General features: G+C 46.6%; 12 protein-coding genes and 6 pseudogenes. 16 read left to right on the forward strand and 2 right to left on the reverse strand.

All coding sequences use genetic code 11. The annotated features are described in order from the left end of the window. Positions 1 to 234: 234 nt before the first annotated feature. From xylA to RE628_RS02405, 12 genes and pseudogenes are all read left to right on the forward strand, one after another. Positions 235 to 1,551, forward strand: a complete 1,317-nt coding sequence (gene xylA / locus RE628_RS02350) for a xylose isomerase (RefSeq protein WP_309157220.1) — start codon at positions 235 to 237, stop codon at positions 1,549 to 1,551. A gap of 331 nt (positions 1,552 to 1,882) precedes the next feature. Further along, positions 1,883 to 3,378: pseudogene (xylB, locus tag RE628_RS02355) on the forward strand (xylulokinase). Positions 3,379 to 3,552: 174 nt separating this feature from the next. Continuing rightward, a complete protein-coding gene (locus RE628_RS02360) occupies positions 3,553 to 3,759 on the forward strand; it encodes a hypothetical protein (protein WP_309157222.1) in 207 nt (68 codons plus the stop codon). A 178-nt stretch (positions 3,760 to 3,937) separates the two neighbouring features. Continuing rightward, positions 3,938 to 5,659 carry a cache domain-containing sensor histidine kinase gene (locus RE628_RS02365; RefSeq protein ID WP_309157223.1) on the forward strand — a complete coding sequence of 574 codons (1,722 nt, stop codon included), beginning with the start codon at positions 3,938 to 3,940 and terminating at the stop codon, positions 5,657 to 5,659. 74 nt (positions 5,660 to 5,733) lie between these two features. After that, positions 5,734 to 7,257 carry a response regulator gene (locus RE628_RS02370; RefSeq protein ID WP_309157224.1) on the forward strand — a complete coding sequence of 508 codons (1,524 nt, stop codon included), beginning with the start codon at positions 5,734 to 5,736 and terminating at the stop codon, positions 7,255 to 7,257. A gap of 155 nt (positions 7,258 to 7,412) precedes the next feature. Next, complete coding sequence (locus tag RE628_RS02375; protein ID WP_309157225.1) at positions 7,413 to 8,894, forward strand: ABC transporter substrate-binding protein; 1,482 nt, start codon at positions 7,413 to 7,415, stop codon at positions 8,892 to 8,894. 209 nt (positions 8,895 to 9,103) lie between these two features. After that, positions 9,104 to 9,996 (forward strand): annotated as a pseudogene (locus tag RE628_RS02380) (ABC transporter permease). A 72-nt stretch (positions 9,997 to 10,068) separates the two neighbouring features. Next, entirely contained in the window at positions 10,069 to 10,935 is an 867-nt protein-coding gene (locus tag RE628_RS02385) for a carbohydrate ABC transporter permease (RefSeq protein ID WP_309159342.1), read from the forward strand. 164 nt (positions 10,936 to 11,099) lie between these two features. Further along, positions 11,100 to 13,338: pseudogene (locus tag RE628_RS02390) on the forward strand (glycoside hydrolase family 3 N-terminal domain-containing protein). Positions 13,339 to 13,343: 5 nt separating this feature from the next. Continuing rightward, positions 13,344 to 16,462 (forward strand): annotated as a pseudogene (locus RE628_RS02395) (alpha-mannosidase). Positions 16,463 to 16,741: 279 nt separating this feature from the next. Next, the gene (locus RE628_RS02400; RefSeq protein WP_309157226.1) at positions 16,742 to 18,061 is read left to right on the forward strand and encodes a glycoside hydrolase family 125 protein; all 1,320 of its coding nucleotides are present in this window, start codon (positions 16,742 to 16,744) and stop codon (positions 18,059 to 18,061) included. Between the two features lie 185 nt (positions 18,062 to 18,246). Then, positions 18,247 to 19,241: pseudogene (locus tag RE628_RS02405) on the forward strand (glycoside hydrolase family 130 protein). Between the two features lie 126 nt (positions 19,242 to 19,367). On the opposite strand, the gene RE628_RS02410 reads toward RE628_RS02405, so the two are convergent. Next, positions 19,368 to 19,931 (reverse strand): hypothetical protein, encoded by a 564-nt coding sequence (locus RE628_RS02410; protein ID WP_309157227.1) that lies wholly within the window; start codon positions 19,929 to 19,931, stop codon positions 19,368 to 19,370. A 445-nt stretch (positions 19,932 to 20,376) separates the two neighbouring features. On the opposite strand from RE628_RS02410, the pseudogene RE628_RS02415 reads away from it, so the two are divergent. Further along, positions 20,377 to 21,092 (forward strand): annotated as a pseudogene (locus tag RE628_RS02415) (response regulator transcription factor). Then, the gene (locus RE628_RS02420) at positions 21,089 to 22,381 is read left to right on the forward strand and encodes a sensor histidine kinase (protein WP_309157228.1); all 1,293 of its coding nucleotides are present in this window, start codon (positions 21,089 to 21,091) and stop codon (positions 22,379 to 22,381) included. The pseudogene RE628_RS02415 and the gene RE628_RS02420 overlap by 4 nt, the downstream one beginning before the upstream one ends. Positions 22,382 to 22,623: 242 nt before the next feature. Here the strand turns inward: RE628_RS02420 and RE628_RS02425 are convergent, their stop codons facing one another. Beyond that, positions 22,624 to 22,785, reverse strand: coding sequence for a hypothetical protein (locus RE628_RS02425; protein WP_309157229.1), 162 nt, complete (start codon positions 22,783 to 22,785; stop codon positions 22,624 to 22,626). Between RE628_RS02425 and RE628_RS02430 the strand changes: the two genes are divergently transcribed. Beyond that, positions 22,769 to 25,135 (forward strand): family 20 glycosylhydrolase, encoded by a 2,367-nt coding sequence (locus tag RE628_RS02430; protein WP_309157230.1) that lies wholly within the window; start codon positions 22,769 to 22,771, stop codon positions 25,133 to 25,135. The two genes, RE628_RS02425 and RE628_RS02430, sit on opposite strands and share 17 nt — an antisense overlap. Before the next feature lie 40 nt (positions 25,136 to 25,175). Then, positions 25,176 to 26,117, forward strand: a complete 942-nt coding sequence (locus RE628_RS02435; protein WP_309157231.1) for a discoidin domain-containing protein — start codon at positions 25,176 to 25,178, stop codon at positions 26,115 to 26,117. Positions 26,118 to 26,141: the final 24 nt, after the last annotated feature.

Genomic DNA, 26,141 nt, shown 5'->3' on the forward strand with positions numbered 1-26,141 from the left:
AATTAAAAACCATTCTTCATTCTACTACAATCTTCGGAAAATGTGGTGCAATACCATTATAAGTAAATGAAAAACACTTATGACCAACAAGAATATTTGTCATAAAAATAATCTTAGTTAGTTTACTAGACAAACTAAGTCTAACGTGATACGATCTAGTTACAGAAGGAATCATTCCTTTAACCGATAGGATGTAAATGCTTTCAAAAAACCTTATTTAGGGAGGACTTTAGCGTGAGTTATTTCAAAAACATTAGCAAAATTCAGTATGAAGGCGCAGGTTCCGATAACGCGTTGGCATTCAAACATTATAATGAAAATGAAGTTGTGCTCGGCAAAACAATGAAAGAACATCTTCGTTTTGCCGTAGCTTATTGGCATACAATGACTATGAATGGTAGCGATCCATTCGGTCAAGGCAACATGATTCGTCCTTGGGAGACTGTATCCGGTATGGATTTGGCGAAAGCCCGTGTAGAAGTAAACTTCGAGTTCCTCGAAAAAATTGGTGCTCCTTACTTCTGCTTCCACGATGTTGACGTAGCTCCAGAAGGCGCAACACTGAAGGAATCTAATGAAAATCTTGATGTGATCATCGCTAAAATTAAAGAAGGCATGAACGCTACAGGCACTAAATTGCTCTGGAACACAGCTAACATGTTCTCCAACCCACGTTATGTACACGGTGCGGCAACGACTAACAATGCTGACGTATTCGCTTATGCAGCAGCACAAGTGAAGAAAGGTCTTGAAACTGCAGTTGAACTTGGCGCTGAGAACTATGTATTCTGGGGTGGCCGCGAAGGTTATGAATCCCTGCTTAACACGGACATGGGCTTAGAGCTCGACAACCTGGCAAGATTCTTCCATATGGCTGTTGACTATGCGAAGGAAATCGGCTTTACTGGCCAATTCCTGATCGAACCTAAACCAAAAGAGCCAAGCAAGCATCAATATGATTTCGACGCAGCAACAACGATTTCGTTCTTGCAAAAATATGGCTTGGACAAACACTTCAAACTGAACCTTGAAGCGAACCATGCTACATTGGCTGGTCATACATTCGAGCATGAACTTCGTGTAGCTCGTCTCAACAATATGCTCGGCTCGATCGATGCGAACCAAGGCGACATGCTGCTTGGTTGGGATACTGACGAGTTCCCTACAGACATTTATGCTGTAACGCTTGCTATGTATGAAATTTTGGAAAATGGCGGTATTGGTGCAGGTGGTGTAAACTTCGACGCGAAAGTAAGACGTACTTCTTTCGAACCTGAAGATTTGTTCTATGCTCACATCGCTGGTATGGATACTTTCGCTAAAGGCTTGAAAGTAGCTGGCAAAATGATCGAAGACAAATTCTTCGAGAACCTTCTGAACGATCGTTATGCAAGCTTCAAGACAGGCATCGGTGCTGATATCGTATCCGGTAAAGCAAACTTCAAGACTTTGGAAGCCTATGCGCTGGAAAATAGCCACATCGTGAATAAATCGAACCATCTTGAGCTCTTGAAGGCTCGTCTGAACGAATATATTTACGGAAACAAATAATAGCCACTGACGAACATCGTCAGTTTGGTGATATAGATTGTGCAATAGCAAACAAAAAGGGGCGCTGGGTCGTCCCTTTTGTTAGGTAATAGTTTAGAAGCCTAGATAAGTTGAACTAATGATTGTACGGATTGTAGGCAGCCGGGTGAAATGTTCTTACGATCGCTGTTGTTCGCGAATTTCTTGATTTTATTAATTCAAGCATAGTAGAAATCCGCTCACAAAGGCGAACGCTTCGCTTCTTCAGAATCATTTCACCCTCTTGCCTATTCCCTGCTCCTTTCTTTAGTTCAACTTATATAGATGAAATGATTGAAGGGAGAAATACGAGATGAAGTACGTAATCGGTGTCGATCTTGGCACGAGCTCCGTAAAGACGCTGCTGGTAAATCAGGATGGAGAGATCAAAGGTGAAGCAACGGCCTCGTATCCGCTTATTCATGAACGTCCTGGTTACAGTGAGCAGAATCCAGAAGAATGGGTGAACGGAACGATTGCCAGTCTACAGCAATTGCTGAAGGAATCTGGCATATCTCCAGAGGATGTTGAAGGTGTATCATTCTCCGGACAAATGCATGGACTTGTACTGCTTGATGAACAGAATAATGTACTGCGCAATGCGATTCTATGGAATGATACGCGCACGACGAAGGAATGCCGTGAGATTGAGCAGAAGCTCGGCGACGGGCTGCTGAATATTACACGGAATGCCGCTTTGGAAGGCTTCACGCTTCCTAAGATTCTGTGGGTACAGAAGCATGAGCCAGAGTTGTTCGCCAAAGCGGCTCATTTCGTGCTACCGAAGGATTATCTGCGTTACCGTATGACTGGTCGGGTAGAGATGGAAATTTCCGATGCGGCCGGAACGTTGCTGCTTAATGTACCGGAAGGAAAATGGAGTGAGGAAATTGTTCAGGCATTTGGTTTGCCGGATGGATTCTGTCCGCCGATTGTCGGCAGTACAGAAGATACAGGCACGATTCTGCCGAATTTGCCAAGCTGAGTGGTTTGTCCACAGCGACACGAGTATTCGGCGGCGGTGCTGATAACGCTTGTGGAGCGGTTGGTGCTGGTATCGTCCGCAAGGGTGATGCCATGTGCAGTATAGGAACGTCCGGTGTTGTGCTTTCTTATGAAGAGGACAAGAACAAAGATTTTGCGGGTAAAGTACACTTCTTCAACCATGCGCATCCAGGCACTTTCTATGCGATGGGCGTAACACTGGCTGCAGGTTACTCCTTGAGTTGGTTTAAGGAATCGCTCGCACCAGAGCTCAGTTTCGATGAAATGCTGAAGCCGGTTGCTGATCTTGCTCCAGGCGCGGATGGACTCTTGTTTACACCGTATTTGGTGGGCGAACGTACGCCGCATGCTGATAGTGTGATTCGGGCTAGCTTTATTGGTTTGTCCGGTACACATCGCCGTGAGCATATGGCCCGTGCGGTAATGGAAGGCATCACGTTCTCATTGGCTGAATCATTGGAATTATTCCGTCAAGCGGGGATTAATGCCCAGCGAATTATTTCCATCGGAGGCGGCGCGAAGAATCCGGTATGGCTGCAGATGCAAGCTGATATTTTCAATACACCGGTCGTCTCACTCAAGAACGAGCAAGGTCCTGCCATGGGCGCTGCGATGATGGCTGCTGTAGGTAGCGGCTGGTTCAGTAGCCTTAAGGAATGCGCCGATAAGTTTATCGACTATGGTAAGACGTGTGAACCGATTCCGGCAAATGTGGCCACGTATGCCCGCCTGTTCAAACTGTATCAGCAGGTTTACTCGGCGACCCGCGAACTGAATCAAGGATTGCAGGAGTTCCGCGGTTAATCGCACAATCGAGTTATTGAATTATAGCCTGTAGACAAAGCTCCGAATGGGGCGGGTTCTACAGGCTTTTTAAGCGAATAAAACGAAAGACAATATATAAGTAGATTTATTATAGTAGTAAAGCAGAATATAATAGTAGTAAAGCAACATAGAAAGGAACTTAGAACATTAGGTATGAAAAAGTCAGAACACGCAAAAAAATTCATAGATAGTTTAATACCAATGGGATTGATTTTTGGGTGTGCTATTGGTGTAATTGTGGGTATATTTTTCAAACCAAGTATTCTAGTATTTACAGTGAGCATAGGATCGGGAATAGGTCTTTTACTTGGAGCTATTGCTTATGGGATTTATGGTAAGAAGAATCATAGTGATAACTAGATGCATGAATAGGTTCTAGGAGCAGAGCAGCGATCGTAAGGACATTTTAAAGCGCCCATGTCTTCAGTCGACTCTGAAGACACGGGCGCTTGTTCTATGTGTGGGTTAACGGTTATGATAATTCTGCTGGCTATCATCCGGATAAATGGTTCCAGATCGAAGGAGGACATGATCATCAATGAAGATTTATCGTAAATATTTCAAAAACAAATTGTTTCTGAAGATCATTTTTCTCTTTTCGATGATTACGATCGTAACTATTATCATATTCTCCTATTTGATGTTTCGTTCTATGTCTAATGCGGCAGTGGAGCGGCAGTTGGATATTCAGCGTAGTGCAATGCAGAATATCAACAGATATATTAACAACAAATACGAATCTGTACAGAACATGATGCGCGACACCTATAGGGACGCTGATTTGGCTTCCAACACCTCTTATTTCCTGGAGCATTCATATAAAGAATACATTGAATACAGGCTGAACCGTAATGATAGCGGCTTAACCAGCGATACCGTGCAGATATTTAGAAATCGATTCGAGGATGATCCGGACATTGCAAGTCTGATGCTGTACAGTGCTTCCTTACAGCAGTTGCATGTATATAACAATGCGAATTTTAAAATCATCACCACCAATGCAGCGAAATCTTACGTCCCAGATGCGATGTATATTGGAGAGAACTCGAAGGTCTCTGCTCCTAATGTATGGGTAAGAAAGACCATTGATATACCAGAATCACCGATGTTCTCCGTTCGCATTCCGATTAACAATAACATCACACTGCGCAATATCGGTCAATTAGAGGTATATTTTAGCTCAGAGAAAATATGGAACAGTATTGAGAATTACAGAGAGAATATCAAGGGGCGAATCCTTGTATTATCGAGTAACGGTGACGTCATTTTCGATACGGATGGAAGCTTCTACGGAGGCAGATATCCATATATGGAGCAGATCAGCACGGTCTACGATAATGATGTGACAGGGGATGGGGACTCGATCATTAAGTTGACGGATACCCAGGGAGGTTATACCGTGCTCAGCCTAGTCCCTAAGAAAGAACTTGCCGCAACCTACCGTGGAGTTCGAAATACGATTGTATTGGTGAGCTCGGTTTGTATTCTGTTCGCGATCCTGCTAGCTACGCTGTTCATTATGAGTTTCGCAAGACGGACCCACAGTATTATCCAATTTACGCGTAAGGTGAAGAATGGAGACTTGGATGCGAGAATTGCCGAGGAGAAGGATGATGAGATCGGACAGATTGCTAAGAGCTTCAACGAGATGCTGGTAGACCTGAACTTGTATATCGACCGGGTCTATAAAGCAGAGATCAAGCAGAAGCATACCGAGATCGCTGCGCTCGAAGCAAGGGTGAATCCTCATTTTCTATACAATACGCTTGAAGTCATTCGCATGCGTGCCGTCTCCCAAGGAGCAGCGGATGTAGGGGAGATGATCTACAGTCTGTCCATGCTGTTCAAGAACTATGTCCAGCAGAAGCCGCACTATACATTGAAGGATGAACTTGAAGCCTGTCGAATGTACTTGGAGTTGTTCCGAATCCGCTATAAGGATAAGTTCTCTTATGAGATTATTTGCGATAAGCTGTTGAAGAGCAGAACTTGGCTGAAAATGTCTCTGCAACCGATTATCGAGAACTATATTCTGCACGGAATGAGATTGGACGGGACCGATAATGAAATTACGATAAAGATCACGAAAATAGATGTATATCTATGCGCTGAGATTACGGATAACGGGCAGGGTATCCCAGAGGATCGCTTAGGACAAATTAAAGAAGGACTAGCCAATCCGGATGAATATTCAGGCTCTTTTGGGCTGCGAAGCATACATGAACGACTTAAATTGTTGTACGGGGCCCGTATGGTTTAGATATCAAGAGTGAATTAGGGAGAGGGACAGTGGTCACCGTATTGTTCCCTGATCTGGGGGAGGATGAATAGACGATGTTCAAAGTGTTCCTTGTAGATGATGAACCGTTTATTATTGAAGGTTTATACGATATTGTGGATTGGGCAGAGCTCGGAATGGAGATTGTTGGCCAAGCTGGGAATGGGTTAGAGGCGTTTGAAGCGTTGAAGCATATCCCAGCGGATATACTCGTCACTGATATCTCGATGCCCAAGATGAATGGGCTTGATCTGATCCGCCAAATTCGCGAATCACAGCCGGAACTTAAAGTAATTGTCCTGAGTGGATTTAATGAGTTTGATTATTTAAAAGAAGGCATGATGCTCGGTATTGAGAATTACTTACTGAAGCCGATCAACATTGAGGAATTCAAAGCTACACTGAATACAGTTGCCGAGAAATTGAATGCCTCCAGAAGATCTTTAAACGATCTGAGCGAACAGAGCATAATGATCTTGAAGGATCATATTATGTATCGCTGGATAAGAAATCAGATTAACCCTCAGGAGTTTCAAGAACGTGCCGACTTGCTAGGGATTCATTTGGACAAGCATTACGTCTTGGTATCGCTGCTACGGTCCAAGGAATCGAGTCAATCGTTGTTCGATGCTGTGCTGCATCAATTGTGGGGTAAGGAGGGAGTGATCCCTTTTTGCGATATGGAGGGAAATATTGTACTGGTGTACAATTTTGATGATTTGGAGGAAGGCCTGGAGGAAGCGAAACTGATGAATCAGCAGCTGATGGGTGTTCTGTTATCTTTTCGTCCGCTTCAGATGGCGATCGGCAGTATCCAGGAGATGGAGGAAGAGCCTTTCTTAAGCTATACTCACGCCAAAAAAGCACAGGAATACTTCATGATCTATCCGGAGCAGGATATTCTCCATTATGACCAGTTGAAGGATCATCAGGATAATGCCGAGCGTAGCATTCCTATGAATTGGAGTGAATATTCCAAGCTGATCATGGCGAGAGATACGGCTGGGCTAATAGCTCATATAGATGAAGATTTCGGGACACTGCGGCAGGTGCAAGGGATATCGCCTAGGCTCCTACAGGAATTGGCTATGGAGTGGATTATTCGTTTCAAAATGCAGCTTGAGGAGATCAGGCATGATGAAGAAGCTGATCTCTACAAGGATCAGTTCGCGAGAATCCGCACGACGTTTTCAGTTGAAGAACTGGTTCAAATTATGTATGAGGTCGTAGAAATTACGGTCGAATCATTAACGAATGATATGAAGAGTCCGGTCGTTCAGCAGGTGCTCCATTATATCGACCAGTCCTACAATGAGGACATTTCGCTGAAGACGCTTGGGGCGTTGTACCACATCCATCCGGTCTATCTTGGTCAGCTGTTTCACAAGGAGGTCAATCAGTCTTTTACCGATTACATTAACTGGTACCGGATTGAGAAGGCCAAGGAGCTATTGAAGCACAGTCCTATGAAGGTACAAGAAATTGCACGAGGCGTTGGTTACTGGGAGACCGGATACTTTTATAAGCAATTCAAGAAATATGTCGGTATCTCACCGACTGAATATAAAGGGCTTAGCTAGAAAATAACGCTAGCAAGCCTTTTTCTTTATTTTGTACATGGATTTATTTATTTTCACTTCTATTTGAAAATGCTTTCATAATTTAAAGTTAAGGTAGTCCTTGAATACAGAACAGATAAATAGTCAAGGTTAAATTAAAAGGAGGGTATTCAACAATGAGTTCCAAAAGAAAAAAATTCTCTCTAATGTTGGCCTCGCTGATGGCACTTACACTTCTCGTTAGCGCCTGCGGAGGAAAAAATGCAAGCAATAACGCAGCCGGCGATGGTAAAGGTGAGAAGCCAGTTGAATTGCTTTGGTACACGATTGGTACGCCGCAAAAAGATACTGACAAAGTCATGGAAGAAGTCAGCAAATACACGAAAGAAAAAATCGGGGTAACTGTTAAGATGAAACAGATTGACTTCGGTGATTATACGCAAAAAATGCAGGTTATGGCTGCATCCGGCGAGCCGATGGATATCATGTTCACTTGCTCATGGGCATTTGATTATGTACAAAACGCACGTAAAGGCGCGTTCATGGAGCTTGATGATCTGCTGAAGACTCATGGTCAAGACATTGTGAAAACACTTGATCCTGCGTTCTTGGAAGGTTCTAAGGTAGATGGACATAACTATGGTATTCCAGCTAACAAAGAATTGCCAGCACAAGAAGTATGGCGTTTCAATAAAGAATTTTTGGACAAGTACAACTTGGATATGAAGAATGTACGCTCCCTGGAAAGTCTTGAGCCTTTGTTGAAGACGGTTAAGGAAAATGAGCCAAACATTACTCCTTTCGCAATGGACAAGACTTACATGCCTGTGATTCCATATGACTATGTTATCGAGAAATTACCGATGGCTGTTTCAATGGATACGAAAGACTATAAAGTAGTTAACGTTTTGGAAAGCCCTGAATTAAAAGCTGCTCTGAAAACGATGAACAAGTACTACAAAGCAGGCTATATTTCTGCAGAAGCAGCTACGACAACATCTACTGATGATCTGATGAAGTCCGGTAAATGGTTCTTGGACCGTGCGAGCACACAGCCTTTTGCTGATAACCTCTGGTCCGCAAGTTATGGATACCCTGTAGTATCCACACCAGCTGGCGACCCTTACATTTATAACTGGTCGGTAATGGGTTCCATGCAAGCAATCTCTGCTAACTCGAAATACCCTGAGAAAGCTATGGAATTCCTGAACCTTCTCAACACAGATCCAGTACTTCGTAATATGGTTGACTCCGGTATCGAAGGGGTTCATTACGAAAAAGTTGGCGACAACGTTATGAAGAACTTGGATGAATCCAAGAATTACGACATGCCTACCTTCTCCCTTGGTAACATCATGATTACTTACTTGAATGAAGGTGACCCTGCTAACAAGTGGGATGAATTCAAGAAATTTAACGATTCTGGTATCAATGCTCCATTGCTCGGATTCAACTTCGATACTTCGAAGGTAACCACTGAGCTGGCTGCAGTTCAAAACGTGAAGGAAGAATACTGGTCTGCATTGATGACAGGTACTGTTGATCCTGATCAATACCTTCCAAAAGCGATTGAGAAGTTCAAAGCCGCTGGCCTTGATAAAATCATGGCTGAAGCTCAAAGACAAATCGATGAGTGGAGAGCAAGTACTGGTAAGTAAGCTTAAATAAGGATTGATTCCTTGATAATAGAGAAGATCGGGCGGGTGATTTGCCTATGCCCGATCTTTTTTCGTTCAAACGTACGGCCGTCTTTAAAAAGTTGTCCAAGGCCGACTATCTATCAACAGTCATTTTATTTCATTACATTCAGGAGGGATAAAACGTGAAAAGGGTCGGCGAGTTTTTTCAGAATATCGTCAGAAATAGAATGATGCTGCTTATGGTGCTCCCTGGGCACTCTGGTTCCTTTTCTTCTCATACCTACCGATGCTCGGTACGGTAATTGCATTTAAGGAATACCGCTTCGACCGGGATGGCTTCTGGGCCAGTATCGTTAATAGTAAATGGGTTGGATGGCAGAACTTTAAGTTTCTGTTCAGTACGAATGATGCGTACATCATTACAAGAAATACGTTGCTGTACAACATCGTATTTATCTTTTTAGGCTTGATTTTATCTGTATTGTTGGCCGTTATTTTGTCGGAAATCACGAACAAGCGGCTCTCAAAAGTTTATCAGACCGGGATGTTCCTTCCGTATTTTCTATCATGGGTCATCGTCGGTTATTTCACATTCAGCTTCCTTAGCTCGGATCGCGGTTTGCTGAACGGAGTGTTCAACTCATTAGGAATTCCTCCAATTCAATGGTATTCAGAATCAAAATATTGGCCGCTAATTCTTGTATTGGTATACCTGTGGAAAGCGGTAGGCTATAACAGTGTTGTATATTTGGCATCGATTATGGGTATCGACAAATCCCTTTATGAAGCAGCAATGATTGACGGAGCTAGCAAAATGCAACAAATCCGTGCGATTACATTGCCGATGTTGAAACCGATCATTACGATTATGACTCTGCTGGCGATCGGGAAAATATTCTATGCAGACTTTGGTTTGTTCTATCAAGTACCAAGAGACTCCGGTACATTGTACGGGGTAACGAACGTTATCGACACTTATGTATATCGTGGACTGAAAACAACAGGTGAAATTGGCATGAGTGCTGCGGCAGGCTTATATCAATCCGTCGTAGGTTTCACACTCGTCATGACATCGAACTATATCGTACGCAAATTCGACAAGGATAACGCCTTGTTCTAAATATACTGCAAGGGAGTGAGCAGAGTGTCTAAAAGAAAGAAAGAACGCGATTTTCACAATCTATCGACGCCTATGAATATAACTTTTAACCTGATTGCCGGGATTTTTGCAATTCTGTGCGTGTTCCCTTTTCTATTCGTGGTTATCATTTCCTTGACGGATGAGGGAACGCTGGCTAAGAACGGCTATCGGTTAATTCCGGAGAAATGGAGCTTGGGTGCTTACCGCTACATGTTCGACATGGGTGATACGCTGCTTCGTTCGTACGGAGTAACGATTTTCGTCACCGTGGTCGGTACAGTCATAGCCCTATTGTTCATGGCATTCTATGCTTATGCTATCTCCAGAAAGACCTTCCGTTACCGTAATTTCTTCTCCTTCTTTGCGTTCTTTACGATGCTGTTCAACGGCGGTCTCGTACCGACCTACATCATCGTAACGCAATTGATGGGGCTTAAGGATACGGTCTGGGCATTGATCCTGCCACTGGCCGTTAACGCCTTCTACATTATGATCCTGCGGACGTTCTATTCAACAAGTGTTCCGGATGCTATCATCGAGTCAGGGAAAATTGACGGCGCGGGCGAGTTCCGCATCTTTATCAAGCTCGTTCTTCCATTGTCCTTGCCTGGTCTTGCGACCATCGGCTTGTTCAGTACACTTGGCTACTGGAACGATTGGTTCAACGCGCTGCTATACATCGACAATCCAAATTTAGTACCGCTGCAATCGATGCTGATGCGGATTGAGACCAGTATGCAGTTCATTATGCAAAATGCTCAGAACAGTTCGCTAAGTCTTGAAGCGATGAGATCTTTACCACAGGATACTTCACGTATGGCGATGGTTGTTATGGCGACTCTGCCGATCATCTTCGCGTATCCATTCTTCCAACGCTATTTCATCCAAGGCTTGACTGTAGGGGCTGTTAAAGAATAAGTTCTTCATAAAAGTGCGAGTTCAAAAAGGCCGAATTACTCCTGATTCACTTCGGGATCCAAAACGGGCTTTTTGGACTTCCTCTGGAAGGAGAGTAGGAAAGCGTGATCTATAAGGATCGTAACTATTCCAACTCAGAACGGGCTCAACATTTGCTCAGTCTGATGACGCTTGAAGAGAAGACCGGGCAGTTGGTTCAACCGTTCGGCTGGCAGGTCTACGAGCATAGGGACGGTAACATCGAACTGACCGAAGCTTTCAAGAAGCAGATTGAAAGCGGAGGAGTTGGCTCCCTATATGGTGTGCTTCGCGCTGATCCATGGACCGGTGTGACGCTGGAGACTGGATTATCGCCAGAAGAAGGCACAGCAGCCGTCAACGAAATCCAACGTTATGCGATCGAACATTCACGATTAGGTATTCCGATCCTGATTGGTGAGGAATGCTCGCATGGTCATATGGCGATTGGTGCTACTGTATTCCCGGTGCCACTCAGCCTGGGGAGTACCTGGAATGTGGAGCTGTATCGTGAGATGTGCCGCGCTGTGGCTCGCGAGACGCGCAGTCAAGGTGGGGCAGCAACTTATTCGCCGGTACTTGATGTTGTCCGTGATCCGCGTTGGGGCCGGACTGAGGAGTGCTTCGGCGAAGATGCTTACCTGATCAGTGAGCTGGCAGTAGCCTCAGTAGAGGGGCTGCAAGGTCAGTCGCTGGATCAGGAAGATAGCGTAGTTGCTACATTGAAACATTTCGTCGGCTATGGTAGCTCGGAAGGCGGCAGAAATGCTGGACCCGGTGCATATGGGTAAGCGGGAACTACTTGAGGTTGACTTGCTTCCTTTCAAGAAAGCGGTGGAAGCAGGAGCGGCATCGATTATGCCAGCTTACAATGAGATCGACGGTATTCCTTGTACAACGAATCGTGAACTGCTGCAGGACATTCTCCGCAAGGAGTGGGGCTTTGAAGGCATGGTCATTACCGACTGTGGGGCGATCAATATGTTAGCCGCAGGTCATGATACTGCAGAGGACGGAATGGATGCAGCTATTCAGGCTATTAGCGCCGGTATTGACATGGAAATGTCCGGTGAAATGTTCGGCAAGCATCTGATCGAGGCTGTACGGCAAGGCAAGTTGGATGAGGCGATCATCGACACTGCAGTCCTCCGCGTACTCGAATTGAAGTTCAAGCTCGGCTTGTTCGACGCTCCGTATGCAGATCCTGAGCGAGCGGCAAGCGTCATTGGCAGTGAAGAACATATTATGCTTGCTCGGAAGCTTGCTGAAGAGGGCATTATTCTATTGAAGAATGAAGATCAGACTCTTCCGTTATCGAAGAAGTCTGGTAGGATTGCCGTAATCGGACCGAATGCCGATATCGGCTATAATCAGCTTGGAGATTATACTTCTCCACAGCCGCCTGCGAATGTAACGACTGTACTAGGCGGAATTCGCAGTAAGCTTACGGACGAGCCGGAACGCGTGCTCTATGCTCCAGGCTGTCGGATTAAGGATGAATCGAGAGAGGGCTTTGATTATGCCCTTGAATGTGCAAGACAAGCTGATACGGTCGTGATGGTTGTTGGCGGGTCCAGCGCGCGTGACTTCGGTGAAGGAACCATTGATCTGAAGACGGGAGCCTCGAAGGTGACGGATCGCTCCTCGAGCGATATGGATTGCGGCGAGGGAATCGACCGTATGTCACTCAAGCTGTCCGGAGTGCAGCTTGAATTGATTCAAGAAGTATATAAGCTTGGCAAACCTGTAATCGTTATCTATATTAACGGCCGTCCTATAGCGGAGCCATGGATTGAAGACCACGCGAATGCGATTCTTGAAGCTTGGTACCCAGGTCAAGAGGGAGGACATGCCATCGCGGATATCCTGTTTGGCGATGTGAACCCTTCCGGCAAATTGACCATTTCCATACCGAAGCATGTCGGACAACTGCCAGTTTATTATAATGGCAAGCGCTCAAGAGGTAAGCGTTATCTAGAGGATGATTCTCAGCCGCGCTATCCGTTTGGCTATGGACTGAGCTATACGAAGTTCAGTTATTCCAATCTTACTGTACAGCTGCAGACAATTTCTGCGGAGGAACAGCAAAGGTCAGCGTTGAAGTAAGAAATATCGGCGATCGTGTTGGCGCGGAGGTTGTGCAAATGTACATCTCCGACGTTGCTAGTACTGTAACTAGACCGGCTGAAGGAGCTTAAGGGTTTTCACAAAATAACTCTGGCTCCAGGTGAGAGCAGGACGGTAGAGTTTACAGTCGGTGCAGAGCAATTGCAATATATCGGAGCGGACTATAAACCGGTCGTTGAGCCGGGAGAGTTCCGTGTGCTGGTAGGTAAGCATGTGAACGACACGTTAAGCGCCCATTTACTTGTGCTGGAGGATTAATTGGGATGGAACGGATCAGGCGTTTTATTCGGGAACTATCTGAGTGTCAATGGTTGGAGCAGCGTGAGCTGCGTGATTGGGAAATCGTATCATCTAAGTACGAACTGCCAGGACAATATGTCGATGCAGCTCCTTTTACAGAAGGGCAAAATTTCGAGCTTTTTCCTAGTAAGCAAGGAACGACATACTTTTTCTGCAAGCAGCTTGATATTCCGCAGGAATGGATGCAGCAGGGGCAGCATATCGGCCTGATCTTCCAATCCGGGGGCGAAGGGCTGCTGCGTATCAACGGGAAGTCTTATCAAGGTCTGGACCGCAATCATACTTTTGTTACCTTAAGCAATGACGTGATAGGTCGTCCGCTGGAGCTTGAAATCGAATTGTTCGATCCGATTCCGGAACCGGTAGATCCGTTGAATCAACAAGCCGTGATCCAGCCGCCGATCCGCTCGATTTATAGCTCGATCGTTAGCGTGAATCACCCGGTGCAACAGCTGATGTATACAACGACGGTGATCCGCGATTCGGCGGTACTGCTGCCAGAGCAGGATTTTCGCAGAGTTCGTTTGATTGAGGCGTTATACCAAGCCATGGATGAATTTGTCTCACTTGATCGAGGGGCTATTCGTGAAGGAGGCCTGGTAGCGGCCATAGATGAAAAGCTCAGACACAGCATTTTTGCGATCGGTGGAAACGCCGAAGGTTTGATCCACATGGTTGGTCAGTCGCATATCGACATTGCCTGGTTATGGCCGGCACGTGAGACGGTGCGCAAGACGAGTCGCACTTTTTCTACGGTCGATGCGTTAATGAATGAGTATCCAGAGTACCGATATGCCCAGAGTCAGCCGCAGTTGTTTAGCTACCTGAAGGACAATGATCCTGAGTTGTATGAGAGAGTGAAGCTCAGGATTCAAGAAGGGCGCTGGGAGCTTGTCGGCGGAATGTGGGTTGAACCGGATTTGAACATTCCGAGCGGTGAATCGTTAATGCGCCAGATGTTGTACGGACAACGTTTCTATGAGGAAGAGTTCGGACGCAGCTCCAAGATTGAATGGCTGCCGGATACCTTCGGATACTGTGCATCACTGCCGCAGATTCTGAAGCATGGTGGCATTGAATATTTCATGACGACGAAGCTTGGTTGGAACGACACGAATGTATTCCCTTATGATCTGTTCTATTGGGTAGGTATCGACGGAACGCCAATGTTGTCTTATCTGAATCATGGCGTTAATGAGAATACGCTACCTAAGGATGTTCACGATCATTGGCAATCTTTCCGGGAGAAAGCAAGGTATAATGAGCAGATGCTGCTGTACGGGCATGGCGATGGAGGCGGCGGAGTCACTCGGGAAATGCTGGAGTATATTAGGCGTTCTGAGTTGATGGTTGGCCAGCCTTCTAGTCAATTTAGCTCAGCGGCTGACTTCTTTGCAGGTATTACTGAGGCCTCGCCGCAGCTTCCAAGATGGAGGGGCGACCTATATCTGGAACTGCACCGTGGGACCTATACGACCCATGGACGTAATAAACGGAACAACCGGAAGGCTGAGGTTCTGTACCGGGAGGCCGAATTGTGGAATGCGTTGGCGGCGTCGGAGTTAGTGGCCGATCAGAAGCAGGAGATCAGCCGCTCACTGCATGACGGCTGGAAGCTTATTCTGCTTAACCAATTCCATGATATCATTCCAGGCTCTGCGATTACGGAGACTTATGAGACCTCAATGAAGGAATATAGAGAGATATTTGAACTTGGGAACAACGGTTTGCAGCAAGGTCTGAAGGCTTTGACTGATTGCGTAAATACAGAAGGCGAAGGCCAGCCTTATATCGTATTTAACAGCCTGGGCTGGAGCCGGGATGCTATCATAGAAATTGCAGGTCCTGATCGGAGTAATTTACTAGCTGTATATGATGGGGACGGACTTCGTCTTGCTCATGAAGCTATTGGTACTGCCGAAGGAAGCCAGGCGATACTGGTTCAGGTACCGGATGTTCCGGCATTCGGCTATAAGACGGTCTGGGTGAAGCAGGAAGTATCCGAAGCTCCGGCCTCATCAGACAAGATGTCTGATGATCTCCTGACGCAGGGTTGGGAGACCGGGTACTACCGGATTTGCTTCAATAACCAGGGCGAGATCATCAGTTTGTATGACAAGTCAGCTGATCGGGAGATCATTCAGGCCGGGAGCGTGCGAATCGCTTCCACTTCTTCCATGACCGTCCTACGCTCTGGGATGCCTGGGATATCGATACCAGATATGAGGAGCAGCCTGCAGGTGATGCGGAGCTGTTGGAGATGAAACTGCATAGTACAGGTCCCATCCAGGACGTGCTTCGTTTCCGTTGGAAATTGAATGAATCAGAGATTACGCAGGAGATGATCCTGTATCATCAAGACAGGCGCATCGATTTCAAGACGAGAGTACATTGGAACGAAGCCCATAAGCTGCTTAAGGTAGGTTTCCCTGTCGATATCGTAACGGATAAAGCAACATATGAAATTCCGTTTGGTGCGCTGGAGCGACCGACCCACCGCAATACGAGTTGGGAGCAGGCGCAGTACGAGGTGTGCGGCCATCGCTTCGTCGATGTGTCGGAGCATGGGTATGGTGTCAGCCTGCTGAATGACTGCAAGTACGGTTATGATATTCAAGGCAGTACGATCCGTCTGTCACTGCTGCGAGCACCGAAGTGGCCGGACCATTCCGCTGATCTTGGCGAGCATGAATTCACTTACTCGCTGTACCCGCATAAGGGAGATTGGCGTGAAGCGCATACGCTTAGAAGAGCAGCGGAACTGAACCATCCAGCTGAGGTGACTGAAGTGGAGCGCGGGCAAGGAAAGCTTCCAAGCGTGCAGTCCTTGATCCAGTTTACAGGACAGCATGTCGTACTGGATTCAATTAAACCATCGGAGGATGGCTGGGCAAGTATTCTACGCCTGTACGAATCCTCTGGCGGACGGGAGAGAATCACCCTGCAATGGCCGCAGTCATGCAAGGAGATATTCCTCTCGGATGCCCTGGAGCATGAGCTTGAGGCTATAGAGCATCAGGACGGCTTGATCGAGCTGCAATTTGCACCTTATGAGATCAAGACGATCAGGATTCACCACTAGATAAGTTGAACTAAAGAAAGAGCTGGGCACAGGCAAGAGGGTTCGACATTCTAAGGAAGATACATTTTAGAATATCGAACCTAGGTGAAATGATTCTGGAGAAGTGAAGCGTTCGCCTTTGTGAACAGATTTCTACACTGGTTGAATTTATTAAATCATAGAAATCTGTGAACAACAGCGATCGGAAGAACATTTCACCCGGCTGCCTTCATCGGCCAATTATTAGTTCGACTTATATAACAACTATTTTATCAGACTATAGGAGCGTGACGTGACGACATGGAACAATTTAGACTCCCGAAAATACCGATGCCTAAGCTGGAGCTCCCGGCTGCGATAAAGGATGTATTAGCCGAAGCTGAGGTGAAGCTGGCACATCGTCCGAAGCTGTTGCAATTGTTCAAAAATTGCTTCCCGAATACGCTGGAGACGACAACTAAACTGATGGACGATGGAACGACCTTCGTTATTACTGGTGACATTCCAGCTTCCTGGCTGCGCGATTCGGTTGAACAGGTGATTCAATATGTACCGTTCGCGAAGCAGGACGAGGATTTGCAGCGCATTATCAGCGGCTTGATCAAACGCCATATTCAATATATCCATATTGATCCGTATGCGAATGCTTTCAATGAATCGGCAAATGATTGGCATTGGAATACGACCGATGAGACCGATATGTCCCCATGGGTGTGGGAGCGCAAATTCGAGATCGATTCCCTATGCTTTGTCATACGCTTAGCTTATACGTATTGGAAGGAGACCGAGCAAACTGATATCTTTGACGCTGGCTTCAAAGCGGCGATGAAAAAGATTGTGGAGGTCTTCAAGACCGAGCAGCATCATTTTGAGAATTCGCCTTACCGCTTTACTCGTAATAATGGAATCCCTGAAGACTCACTGCGTAACAAGGGTCTTGGCATGCCTGTCAACTACACGGGTATGATCTGGTCTGGCTTCCGTTCCAGCGATGATGCTTGCGACTTCCATTACAACATTCCGGGCAATATGTTCGCAGTTGTAGCACTGCGTCAGATGCAGGAATTTGCAGAATGGGTATTCCGTGATATGGACTTCCTGGCCGAGCTGAAAGAGCTGGAGTTCGAGGTAGATTACGGCATCAAGCTGTACGGTATTTACCGCCATCCGGAATTTGGTCCGATCTATGCATATGAGACTGACGGCTTTGGCAACTACTGCCTGATGGATGATGCGGGTACACCAGGTCTGATCTCCATTCCTTATCTCGGCTATGTAACAGCTGATGACCCGATTTATCAGAATACGAGACGCTTTGCTCTAAGCAAGGAGAACCCGTTCTATTTTGAAGGGAAAGCAGCTAAAGGAATCGGCAGCCCGCATACTCCAGAGAATTATGTATGGCATATGGCGCTGTCGATGCAGGGAATTACGGCGCAGACGAAGGAAGAGAAGCTGGAGATGATCGCGATGCTGGAGAGCACGGATGCGGATACCGGATTCATGCACGAGGGCTTCCATGTCGATGATCCAACAATCTTTACGCGGAAATGGTTCGCTTGGTCGAACAGCCTGTTCTCACAGCTCGTATACCGGGCGATGAAGGAAGGCATTCTGTAAACATGAGGTACAGGCTGCTAAGGCGTGCGAATCCGCGTGCCGAAGGCGGACCCACGACTTGATGTCGTGATTCTTCAATTGCAAATCAGATATCCGTCACTTACAATTCGTAGTGCGAAGATGATCTTAAGTATGTTTTCTCATTACTCGAAACTTATCGTTTTTATATGAAAAGGAGAATTGAAATGAGCAGAATTATTGGCGAAAAACTGACGAACATCCCTTGGCAGGACAAGCCTGCTGGCAGCAACGCTCCAGTATGGCGCTATTCCGCTAACCCGATTATCCAACGGAATGCGATTCCGAATTCCAACAGCGTATTTAATTCGGCCGTAGTGCCTTTTGAAGATGGGTTTGCCGGTGTATTCCGTTGTGACTCTAGATCCGTTAGCATGGACATTTTCGCTGGCTTCAGTAAGGACGGCGTGAACTGGGAGATCAATCATGAACCGATCCAATTTGAAGGAGATCCAGAAGTAACTAAGCGGGAATATCGTTACGATCCACGGGTTGTTAAGATTGGAGATCGCTATTATATCAACTGGTGTAATGGCTATCATGGGCCTACGATTGGAATCGGCTATACGACCGACTTCAAGACCTTCCATCAATTAGAGAATGCCTTCTTGCCTTATAATCGTAATGGCGTACTGTTCCCTCGTAAAATCGGTGATAACTATGCAATGCTTAGCCGTCCAAGCGATACAGGACATACTCCGTTCGGCGATATTTTCTACAGTGCGAGTCCCGACCTTACTTTCTGGGCAAACACCGTTATGTGATGGGTACAATCAATGGTGATGCCTCTGCTTGGCAATCCAAGAAAATTGGCCCGGCTGGTTCAATTGAGACCGATAAAGGCTGGCTCTTGATCTACCACGGCGTTATCAATACTTGCAATGGCTTCGTATACCGTATGGGTTGTGCATTGCTTGATATCAACGAGCCTTGGAAGGTGCTGGCGCGTTCCCGTAACTATATTCTTGGACCTGAGACGTTGTATGAGTGCGTTGGCGATGTTCCGAACGTTACCTTCCCTTGTGCGGCTTTAACTGATGCGGAAACTGGCCGTATCGCTATCTACTATGGTTGTGCGGACACCGTAACTGGACTTGCTTTCACAACTGTGGATGAACTGCTCAGCTACATGGAAGAGTATCCTTTGGAGACTGAAGCTTAATATTTGAAAATAGAACAGGGCTGGCCCTTAGTCATCGACATGACGGGGCCAGCCTTTTTTTAATATGACACTGCAGTTTGCTTTATTTATATGGCAGTGTAATGGTTCAACGGGGCTGTTAACGTCTTATTCTCCCACTGCTTCCCGCTCTCGCTCTGCGTTAGCCAGTTTGAACTGCTCTAGCAGTCCGTCCAGAGCTTCTCGGATAGCGGTGGAATCTTTGGATTCTTCAGCCTTGACCAAGGCGGCCCAGGCCTTCGAGAAGGCATCCTCTGCTACAGTGGCCTCGTCTTTGGAGACGAATACAGCGATTGAGGCCTGTCCGGGCAATGTTTTTACTTCCTCATTATCACTTATTTTGATTTCAGACAGGCTTTTTACTGGAGTTAGCTTCGCAGCGATTGTTTTTGTGGGTGCAGTGACTTTCCCCCTCTGTTCCAGTACTTGCTTCCAATCCTCTACCGTATCAGGAGCATATTGCTTGGCCAATTCCAACGGATCAGCCATTTTGACAATGGTGATATTCTGCGATTTTCCATCCATGCTTACCATAGTTGCAGCCTGTGTTTTCACACTTGGAATTACTGTTTTCGCTGCGTTGTCTGCAGCATGGGTGATTCCCGGTACAGCGGCTGCGGATAACATAACGGCGGAAAGAACTGTCTTTTTGATTACATTTTGCATGTTCATGAGTGAACACTCCTTTGAAAGATAGATTTTCAAGCCTCCGTAGGTTCGCGACAGCTTGGGTTCGGTTCGTCTTAAGCAGAAGAGCTTTCTATATTTCCGCTAATGGCCGAGACCACCCCATATCACGTCGTAGGTTAGTATTGCGGCCCTGGAACAGGCCAGAAATACGAACCAGCATATCAGCATAAGACGGCTATTAGACATACCTTTTTCATCGTTGCAGTTATATTTCGACTTGAATTCCATCTGTTTTTTGGCACCGTCTATTCTCCTATAGCTGAAGTGATATTGCCTCGCTTGATGTTCCATAGGCGCTTGCATGTATTAGTGTAAGAAACGTCTATGTCAAGCCATTGGTGGATTTGTGGAAAAACGATGGCATTCACCCTGCCGATCTGAATTCGTTGTTATACTGATGTAGGAGAAATCGCTGGAGGACATGAAAATGAATAATCAATATGTGATTGCCGTCGTCGATGACGATTCAAATATTCGAAATCTGGTAGAGGCTTATCTACAGAAAGAAAATTATCGTACCGTTGGTCTGAGCAGTGCGGAGGAAGCATGGAATCTATGGAGAGACCATCCGCCCGATTTATGGGTGCTGGATATTATGCTGCCCGGCATGGACGGGTATGAATTTTGCAGACGTATCCGCAATGAAGCGGAAGTGCCTATTATTATGATTTCTGCACGAGATAGCGAAGTTGATAAAATCCTGGGCCTGGAGCTGGGCAGCGACGACTATTTGGTCAAGCCGTTTAGTCCGCGCGAGCTGGTGGCCCGTGTCAAAAGACAGCTTCAGCGCTGGTATAAGCTAAATCAGTCAGAGGAGCCCGCAATCCCTTCTCCACCTATACAGATTGAACTTGGCCGACTGCTGTTGCTGCCGGATGAGCGCCGAGCTTTTTGGGACGGAGAGGAAGTGGATCTGACTAGCAAGGAGTTTGCAGTACTGCGGGTGTTCGCGGAGAATCCCAATCGCGCCTTCACGCGGGATGAATTGCTGGCTTATGTATGGGGGATGATTACTTCGGCAGTGATCGAGCAGTAGACCATTTGATCAAACGGGTGCGCAAAAAAATTGGAGAGCTCCCCATTGAAGCGATATGGGGACATGGTTACCGAATGAGAAATGATGGAGGTGGAAGGACGGAATGAAACTCGTACATCAGATCAATCTGGCTTTTGGCATTGCAATGGTGCTGGTATTGTCGGTTGCTGGAATCGTCATTCACTATGTATTGTTAGATCATCTGATCGGAGCGCAAAGGGAGGATCTAACAGCAATGAGTATTGAAATGACAGCTTCACTCAGGGAGGATTATCCCCAGGTGACCGACGTCACGATGAGAAAATTGCCAATAGAGCTTCCAATCACTGCTCCCTCCCCGAACATTAGTGCCGTTCTGACCGATCAGACGGGCAGTGTGATTGCGGCGTCTCCAATAGCCTATACAACCAAGAAGGTAGAGACGCAGGCCGCAGTTACAACCAACATGGCTTCCAACGTTCAGAGCATCCAGGCTGGATCGGATAAAAACTTCATCTCGGTAGAGAAATTAACGCCTCAAGGAAAACTGACGCTGTACACGCCAATCAGCAAAGTCCGAACTATTGAACAGGCTCTGCTGAAGCGACTGCTTATTATTTTTAGCGCTGCCGGTTTCGCCATGATTCTTCTTAGTATTTTCATTACAAAAAGGCTGATTAACCCGTTAATCCGACTTCGTAATGAACTGAATAAAGTCAAACAGCGCCAGTTCTCGGACGTGGCCCTCATTAAGGCGGGAGGGGAGATCGGCTCGGTCGCTCAATCGGTGCATGAAATGGCAACGGAGTTGAATCACTTTAATCAAGTACAGAAGCAGTTCTTCCAAAATGCATCCCATGAATTAAAAACGCCGCTGATGTCTATTTCCGGTTATGCGGAGGGGATCCGCGACGGCGTCTTTGAGGGAGAGAGTGTCCGGAGAGGATTGGACATCATTATGGATGAGAGCGCCCGACTTAAGAAGCTCGTGACCGAGATGACGCTTCTAGCCAAACTGGATAGTGAAGAGGATGTGTTCAGAAGCGAGGAGATTTCCCTGGAGGAACTGCTGACGGAAACCGTAGAGAGGCTGAATCCACTACTTGTTAAGCGGGAGATCACTCTTCATACGGAATACGGGAGTCTCGGAACAGTCAAGCTGCGCGCAGACCGAGACAAGCTTCTGCAGGCGATGTTGAATGTTGTCTCCAATGCAGTGCGTTATGCGCAGCATCATATTTATATTCATGCCGAGCTATGCAAGGGGCAGATCATAATCAATGTTAGCGATGACGGACCAGGAATACCGGAGGAACTGCTGCCGTATCTGTTCCATCGCTTTGTCAAAGGCAAAGACGGCGAATCCGGGCTAGGACTTGCCATCTCGCGTGCGATTGTTGAGCGCTGCGGGGACTAATTCAGGCGGGTAATGGAAGTAAAGGTGGAGCGGTCATTTCGTTGAAGTTTCCGGGAATAGTCTAGATTATTCCAGGTATAAGTGCAGGGTTGGTTGTTGATCATGGAACATGAAGGAGCCAGCCCTGTTAACTTTTAGCAGCATATTTTCGTACATAAATATAGTGACGCCCAACCACCTGACTTTTCGGATGGTTTTTTTGTGATGTAAAGAAGTGTATATTGTCGGCGGAAAAATTCCTGTTATATGATAATGGTGGGATTTTCACCCATATTTTTTGAAGTGTGATGGTTTTTTTCTGCATCTATGCCAAGCAAGGCCGTTTCATCAAATCCAAGAGCATATGGAGGGACTATGAAGAAAATCTTCTTGAAAGCCATTTCAACCATGCTTGTGTTGGCCATGATGTTGACACCTGTTGCTCAGCCGGCAGCCGTTCATGCCCAGACTACTTCTAAGCAAGCTGTGAAAGAGGTGCCTTTGCAGACGAATCTGGCTCTGCATAAGAAAGTCGTCGCCTCAGGTAATGAAGTGGATGCTTTGAAGCCGGAGCTAGCTGTTGATGGGAAGGGGAATACCAGATGGTCGTCCCCTTACAAGGATGATCAGTGGTTTTACGTGGATCTCGGTGCGAAGATGGATATTGACCGCGTTGTGATCCGTTGGCAGACACCGGCGGAAAGCTACAAAATTCTCGTATCGGATGACGCTAAGCGCTGGAAGAATGTAAAAGCAGACGGTGGTGTCATCAAGAGTAAGGGTGGGGTAGAAACCGTTGATTTCCCGCTGCTCAAGGCAAGATACGTGAAATTCCAGGGGGTCAAGCGAGCGCCGGTTGAAGGCACGTTGTACGGCTACTCTTTTTATGAATTCGAAGTATACCAATTGCATGATTTGCGGACGATTGTGGACAATGTAACCGCAGCGCTTAAGGTAAATGCCGGACAGACAAAGCTCGATTGGTCTGCGGCTCATGTCCCTGAAGATTATGAGGTCACCTTGTATGGCAGCGACCGCCTGCCCGTGATTGACCTGGAAGGGGATATCCGCGAGCCCTTAGTAGATGCCAAGGTGAATCTGATTATTCAGGTCACGGACAAGAAGAATCCAATTCGCAAGCTACTCTCCGATAATATTACGGTCTTAGTTCCGGGACAGCATAAACAAACTTCGGACCGTAATTCCGAACCGGACGTGATTCCATCGCTACGTGAGTGGTACGGTGGCAAGGGCAATTATTCACTGACGGAATCATCGCGAATCGTCGTGAATGCGAAGGATCATGAGATTCTTCAGAATGCCGCCGAATTGACGCGCCAAGATTTGCAGGATATTACCGGATTAGATATCAAGATTGAGTATGGAGAGCCGAAGAAAGGCGATCTGTTTATAGCTATTGATCCATCTTTGACATGGCTAGGCGATGAGGGGAACCTGTTCAAGGTCGATGAGTACGTCTCTATGACTTCATCTACCGCTCAGGGAGTCTTTTTCGGTACAAGAACCGCCCTGCAGATTATCAAGCAGCATCCGGACCGCACCATTCCACGAGGGGAATCAAGGGATTATCCCAAATACGAGCAGCGCGGGCTTATGATCGATGTGGCGCGTAAGTTTTATACGATCGATTTCCTGCAGAGCTATGTGAAGCTACTGTCTTGGTACAAGATGAACACATTCCAGATTCATTTGAATGATAGTGTCGGAACACCGTTCAAGGATGGAACGAGGGCGGCCTTCCGGCTGGAGAGTAGCACTTATCCGGGATTGGCTAGTCCAAACGGCCATTATACGAAGCAGGAATTTAAAGACCTGCAGCTTATGGGGAAGGAATATGGCGTGAACATCATTCCGGAAATTGATACACCAGGGCATTCCCGTGTATTTACTTCGTATAATCCGTCCTTGGGTAATCCGTCCACAGGAGACGACAATATGCTCGACGTATCCAAACCGGAGACGGTGCAGTTCGTCAAATCCCTACTAGATGAATACCTGGACGGCAATGATCCGACCTTCATCGGACCTGATATTAACATCGGTACAGATGAATACAATGGCGATACAGAGGTCTTCCGCGGGTATATGGATACCCTTATCAAATATATTAACAGCAAAGGCAAGCACCCCCACTTATGGGGCGGGCTGACGCATTATAACGGAGTGACGCCGATTAGTACAGATGCCACAATGGATATTTGGCATGAACCTTATGGTGCTCCGCAGCAAGCGGTGGATCTCGGCTATGATGTCATCAATGCCCAGAATACTTACATGTATATCGTTCCTACCGTATATGGGAACTATCTCAATACCCAGCTCCTATATAATGAATGGGAGCCTGTGAAATGGGAGACAACGACGCTTCCACTCGGCCATCCCCATGTCAAAGGTGGTATGTTCTGCTTATGGAATGATGCTTCTGAAGTTAACGGATTGTCGATGGATGATTCACATGACCGTATGCTCCCTGGAGTTCAGGTTGTTGCGGAGAAAATGTGGACCGGGACGAGGGAAGATAGGTCCTTCGAACGATTTGAGCAGCGGAAGAAGAAGATCGGTGATGCACCGACTGCGAATCTATCCCATAAGGTTGCCGTCAACAATGAAGATAACAGCGTCATTCAATATCTGTTCGAGAAGGAATTTGAGGATGCTTCTGGCAATCATTATGATGGCAAGGGCGTGAATGTCGATATTACCCAGGGAAAATATGAAAACGGTGTGCGGTTAAACGGGGAAGAGCTATATTGAGACTCCGGTTGAGGCCGTTGGCTTTGACTGGACGGCCTCCATGTGGATCAAGCCCGATCCGGGTAATCCGGCGGATGCAGTTCTGATGGAATCGCCGGTAGGAACACTGAAGCTGAAGCAGGGCAGCACAGGCAAGCTGGGCTTTACGAAGGAGCATTACGACAGCACGTTTAACTACTCCGTTCCGGAAGGCAAGTGGACACATCTAACGTTCAAGGGCGACAATAAAGGTGTGACCTTATTCGTTAATATCGATGAGTATGTAGAACGGATGGAGGAGACCTACCCTAAAATGAATACTCTAGTTTTGCCAACGCTTCGGATCGGCAGTGCAACAAATGCTTTTAAGGGTGTGCTGGATAATGTCATGATTTACAACAAGGCGATCGATTTGCAGAACAGCGACAATCTGGCCCTGCATCAAAAAGCGGAATCTTCCGCCACCGAATTTCCGTACTACTCGCCGGACATGGCAGTTGATGGGGATGTCTCCCCAACCTCCAGATGGTCCAGTGCTTATGTAGATGATGCCTGGTTTTTGGTCGACTTAGGCGATGTCAAGGATATCAGTAAGGTGATTATCCGCTGGCAGGCGGCTTATGCCGAGAAATTCAAGCTGCTGGTGTCCACGGATAAGACCAATTGGACCAGCGTATCTGGTGATAAGGACGGGGTGATCCATTCCAAAGGAAATCTCGATATTATTACCTTTGACGCGAAGCAAGCGCGTTATGTTAAATTCCAGGGTGTTAAGCGGGCAACGGTGTTCGGTAACTCCTTTTTCGAGTTCGAGGTCTACGGAGCGGATCATATTCAGGAGTATAAGCAACTTATCGCTCAAATGGAGGACCTTCTACAGCAAGTCGACAATAATAGTAAGCTGCACGAGCTGCTACTTCAGGTATTGAATCGTTATCCTTACGACGTTAATCGTGAATTGCGGCCGATGCAAGATCTGATTAAGACGTCTCCAGGCAAATAAAAGATAGGGGCTGTACCCGTTGGG

Source organism: Paenibacillus sp. D2_2, assembly GCF_031199965.1.
In the GTDB taxonomy this organism is placed as follows: domain Bacteria; phylum Bacillota; class Bacilli; order Paenibacillales; family Paenibacillaceae; genus Fontibacillus.